Source organism: Candidatus Cloacimonadota bacterium (assembly GCA_034722995.1).
Classification (GTDB): domain Bacteria; phylum Cloacimonadota; class Cloacimonadia; order JGIOTU-2; family JGIOTU-2; genus JAGMCF01.
In genome coordinates, this window is the sequence record JAYEOL010000018.1 from 18,347 (window position 1) to 22,808 (window position 4,462).

Consider the following 4,462-nt stretch of genomic DNA (forward strand, 5'->3'; position numbering starts at 1 on the left):
GATAAGGGATAACCTTTTAACAAAGGACCTCCAGTTGTAATTAATAATTTATATCCTTTACTATTGAATTCATCAATTGCTTGTTTAAGAGCATAATCTGGTAGCCAGCCTTCTACAACAAGTATGTTGCTATTAATTGGTTTATCAATTTCGAGAAATGATTGGAAGTTTGATATAATCCCAAAAATTAATCCAACAAGGCTTATTATGAGTAAAGCCCAATCACGCTTAGTTAGGCAGAAACGATTTTTCTTTTCAATTGATTTCTCTAAAAGATAGATCTATATTTATTTTGGAACGATTCAAAAAAGCCATCCACTGCTGATGTTTTTCTTTATCTGCCTTAAATTTCTCATCATATAAAATTTTACGAGCCTTTAAATCTGTACCTCTGTTTTTAAATGTCATTTCAATTGCTTCTTTTAGCAAATTTGGTTTGAACTTGTAATTATTCGCTAAATAGTAGATGTCGTAAAAATCTTTCATCCGACTGGTGAAGAAATTTAGATTTGTAATTGCTTCCAATTTTTCCGCTATTGCAGATTCCGGTGTGTAGGTAATAAGTTCAGGACCTGGCATATCTGACAATAAAACCGGGAAATCCAGGGAAAGTGGTTCTGGTACAACTATATCTCCAAACCCAATATCAAAGTGGATTCTCCTCTTTGCATGACCAAGATATGCTTCACAATAGGCACTTAAAAAATGAAACTTACCAACAAGTTGTCGTGAAATTTTTCAATTAAATGACAAATATCAAATTTCTAATATCTAATAAAATTTCAAATATCAAATACCAAATATAAAAGGATTAGTCTTCTGAGATTTTTTTTTGATATGATTTGACATTGTGGCTTTGTCATTTTATTTGACATTATGAATTTAGATTTAGAAATTTATCCCACCCGAAGGGTGGTCTTTTTTCTATGCTGTCATAGAAAAAAAATAGATTCTTATACCCTGATAATCCGCATCTTCATTGACTATTTCTGATTCAAGACTTTTGTGATCAAACCTGACACCATCATCTACCTTTATGGAAATAATCTCCTTTATTATCTGAAGAAGGTTCTTTTCAGTGTTAGAGATATTAACTCCCAGAAAATCGATATCTTTCGTCGGTCTGGAATTCGGCATATCATATACAAGAAAAAGGAGAGCTCCTTTTAAAACAAAGTTGCTTTTATAAGATGAAATAGATAACCTATATAGTAATCGTTCCTGGAAATATTGTAGTAAAACAGCAATAAAATCTCGATTTGATTCTTTAGCTATCCTCAAAAGTCGGGCTCTAACTGAAGCAGGAATATTTTTTATCTCCTTTTTCATACAATTACCATCGCTTTGATATATGGAAGCATCACTGTTTTAACCTTACATTTGATGGCATATTCATGAAGCTTGGGAATATCCGCATCCTTGCGTTTCAGGTAATTCTTTAGCCCTTCCAGTGGAAGATCTTCTCCCAGTTTATTGCGGTAACGAAACATATCGCAAATCGTCTTTTCTGCATTGTATATCTTAAAATTGCCTGACATTGTTTTCTTTTCTTCAATTCCAAAAGAGTAGAGACTCTCCGGAAAATAGTAAACTTTTATCGGTGGATAATCAAGACTGAATTTATCGGTATTCATGGGAACCGCTACTGTTATTGTTCCCGGATTTATGGTTGAAAGATTATGATATGATAGAGCAGAAGTGAGACAGATTATGGCACTTCCCTTTGCTTTTGCTATATCCACGAATCCACTATGTTCATCCCATGTAAAATCAATCAGCTTATAAAGACCGGGCTTAATCTTTTCTATTATACCATTTTCTACAGCTTTAGCAATATCTCGAGTATGAAAACTTTGATCTTTCAGGTCTTTCATCCTGGCATAACCCTGATGATTTTTGAAAAATGCTTCTATATTTTTCATTTTTACCTCTTGGTTCTATTGCAAGGTATTCACAAATCAGATACCTTGCTAATGAACCAAAAACAAAATTCATCCTTTATCTGTAAAGTTTTTTTTGTTGTTATTTTCCATCTTTACCTCATAATAAATTAGCTCGTATAACAGTGAAGACTCGAGTTCAGGTGAGCGAAGCGAGACTGGACTTAAGTCGGTAGAAATTCTTCGCATTCTGAACTCCATCGCGATCCTAAGTGAAATAGAAAAAAGAGATTTCACAGGACAGGTAAATCGTGATGAAGTCCAGTCTGCTGGAGACCCGGCTTTCCTGATACAAGCTATGCTCAGTAGTTTACTTCGCAGTTCTTAACTCATCCCGAAATTTTCGGGTTAAGTCTGGTACTGCTTGGATAATTCCTCAATTGTTCTGTTCTCATAACCATTTTTGGTTAATCCAAAAGAAGACAGAACTTCATCTATTTCCGGATCTACTATTTTTATTTCCTCATAAGTTAGCTTGCATAATTTATAAACAATCTGGTAAATTTTAGCTAATACTTAATTTCTATTTCCTTAAAAAAATCTAATAACCCTAAACATTTTTCCCCAAATTTCGCAGATATGGATGGAATTCTGTTTGGTATATTTTTCTCATCGGCAACAATGATTGCATCTTCACAAATACTAAGAGATATTACCCACGGATCAGCCCATCTTGGTTTTCTACTTTCGTTGATCCAATAATTGTTGTCGTATTGTTTTTCAATATCTTTGAGTTTTTGTCTTTGACAATTGTCAATATCTCTGAACATTTTCTTGTTTTTCTTGCACCATTCATAAATTTCATCCTGCCCAACTTTAATTTCTTCATAAACTTCTAAAGGAGAAATAAGCTCTTCATTTTGTATCATACTTTCTAATTTTTCCCAAATTGCGGGAAACACATCTCTCCGGTAGACATCTTTCTTCCAAGGTGGGATGAGATTTATTAAAGAGCTGGTATCAATGCAATATACTGTTTTTGGAAATAAATATTGTTGACTCGGCATTCTTAATTATCGTTCTACAAATTTTTCTATATATTTTGTTTTCATATTTAAAATGTCAAATACCTCAGAATAGGAGATCTTGCCTATACGATAAGAATTGTTTATCTCTTTAATTGCTAAATTCCCAATACGATTCTGAAATACCTTATCCCAGTTTTTATAACCGAACATTTCTTCTTTCTTTTCTTGTAATTTCTTAACACCTTCCCTTTTGAACTGATTATATTTCTCATTAGTTATGTATCCTGACCAAAGAAGTCTAAGCATAATTACCTGTTTGCTTACTCCATAAATTTTAGAAATCTCTGAAATTGCGTTTTCATCTAATTGAGAGTATCTTTTACATTCTTTCTTTAAGTCATCCATAGGAACAAGGAATTCAGCAGAAAACAAATCGCAATCCTTTTCTATTCTATCACTTTCCTGCTCAATTTCTATTGAACATATACCAGAGGTTCTTTTTATTAGGTGATATACTTCGTGAAAAAGAGAAAATAATTTTATTGGTGGTTTATCTTCTTCATTTAAAACGATAACAGAAATATCAGAGAGAATAACAAATCCTCTAACATCAGTAGCTTTTAAAGGTAGTTCTATTATTGATATCAAAAGTTTTTCTTCTAAAACTTGTTTATAATTTGCTAAAAGTTCTTTTGATTTTATTGATTTCAATACTTCAATTTTCAAATAATTTCTAAATTCCGATGCTAAGTCATCAGGTTTTAATGTTTCAGGGAAAGTCGGAATCTGGCTTTTTTTATAAGTTAATTCCGCTAACTTATTAGCAAGATAATAAGCCCTTCTTTCAGCTATATATACCTGCGGGGTTAGTCTTTTTTCACGATTTATTCTGTAGTCAGATAATACAGGCATCTTAGGAAGTGTATCTGTAAAGAATGCAGCAAGGGGGCGTTGATAAATATTAGCCAATTTCTTTATTTGAATTAATGTAAATGAATCAGTCCCTTTTTCTGTTTTTTCAATCTTTTCTGTAGTAGTATTAATTTTCTTCGCCACCTCATCAATGGTATATCCTGAGGTATCACGAAGTGCTTTTAATACTTCTGGATTTAATTTTATTTCTATACTTTTTCTCATGTTTTTTCCTCCACAATTTTTATTTCTTCTTCTGTCAAAGCATATAATTTATAAACCATTATATCTATTTTATCTTCCAGAAGTTGCGTGTCTTTGCCCTCTTTTTTGAGAGAAAGGATTTGGTCTACTATCTTGATGAAGGGTTGCCGGTCTTCTTTTGAGATTTTGGGAATGGGAATAAGTTCAACATATTGCTTAGTATGCCGTTTTGCATTCTCTGATAAAGAAGATGAAATTTGATAAAAATAAAAATCAATTAGTTTTGAATTTATTAATGAAATTAAATATTTGATAGCGTTCAAATAACTGTGTCTAATTTTTAAATTTTTCATGGTAATTAACAAACCAGATCTTCATAAAGGTGGCAAGATTTTTTTCTGATTTAAAACCATCAAGATTTTTTAATTTCCTGTTTAA

6 protein-coding genes are annotated in these 4,462 nt (G+C 31.9%); all 6 read right to left on the reverse strand.

The features are described from left to right. Nucleotides 1-255: 255 nt before the first annotated feature. Nucleotides 256-735 (reverse strand): nucleotidyl transferase AbiEii/AbiGii toxin family protein, encoded by a 480-nt coding sequence (locus tag U9R23_02380; GenBank protein ID MEA3475283.1) that lies wholly within the window; start codon nucleotides 733-735, stop codon nucleotides 256-258. A gap of 189 nt (nucleotides 736-924) precedes the next feature. After that, nucleotides 925-1,329 carry a nucleotidyl transferase AbiEii/AbiGii toxin family protein gene (locus U9R23_02385; protein MEA3475284.1) on the reverse strand — a complete coding sequence of 135 codons (405 nt, stop codon included), beginning with the start codon at nucleotides 1,327-1,329 and terminating at the stop codon, nucleotides 925-927. Beyond that, the gene (locus U9R23_02390) at nucleotides 1,326-1,922 is read right to left on the reverse strand and encodes an Abortive infection protein AbiEi (GenBank protein MEA3475285.1); all 597 of its coding nucleotides are present in this window, start codon (nucleotides 1,920-1,922) and stop codon (nucleotides 1,326-1,328) included. The genes U9R23_02385 and U9R23_02390 overlap by 4 nt, the downstream gene beginning before the upstream one ends. Nucleotides 1,923-2,449: 527 nt before the next feature. Continuing rightward, nucleotides 2,450-2,947 (reverse strand): DUF4411 family protein, encoded by a 498-nt coding sequence (locus U9R23_02395; protein ID MEA3475286.1) that lies wholly within the window; start codon nucleotides 2,945-2,947, stop codon nucleotides 2,450-2,452. Between the two features lie 6 nt (nucleotides 2,948-2,953). Further along, nucleotides 2,954-4,045 carry an XRE family transcriptional regulator gene (locus tag U9R23_02400; GenBank protein MEA3475287.1) on the reverse strand — a complete coding sequence of 364 codons (1,092 nt, stop codon included), beginning with the start codon at nucleotides 4,043-4,045 and terminating at the stop codon, nucleotides 2,954-2,956. Beyond that, on the reverse strand, nucleotides 4,042-4,377 hold the full coding sequence (locus U9R23_02405; protein ID MEA3475288.1) for a TaqI-like C-terminal specificity domain-containing protein: 336 nt from the start codon (nucleotides 4,375-4,377) through the stop codon (nucleotides 4,042-4,044). Before U9R23_02405 ends, U9R23_02400 begins: the two co-directional genes overlap by 4 nt. Nucleotides 4,378-4,462: the final 85 nt, after the last annotated feature.

Bases quoted from the DNA above. Each gene is read 5' to 3' on its own strand.
- U9R23_02385 (MEA3475284.1), bottom strand. From the start codon at position 1,329: ATGAAAAAGGAGATAAAAAATATTCCTGCTTCAGTTAGAGCCCGACTT.
- U9R23_02390 (MEA3475285.1), bottom strand. From the start codon at position 1,922: ATGAAAAATATAGAAGCATTTTTCAAAAATCATCAGGGTTATGCCAGG.
- U9R23_02395 (MEA3475286.1), bottom strand. From the start codon at position 2,947: ATGCCGAGTCAACAATATTTATTTCCAAAAACAGTATATTGCATTGAT.
- U9R23_02400 (MEA3475287.1), bottom strand. From the start codon at position 4,045: ATGAGAAAAAGTATAGAAATAAAATTAAATCCAGAAGTATTAAAAGCA.
- U9R23_02405 (MEA3475288.1), bottom strand. From the start codon at position 4,377: ATGAAAAATTTAAAAATTAGACACAGTTATTTGAACGCTATCAAATAT.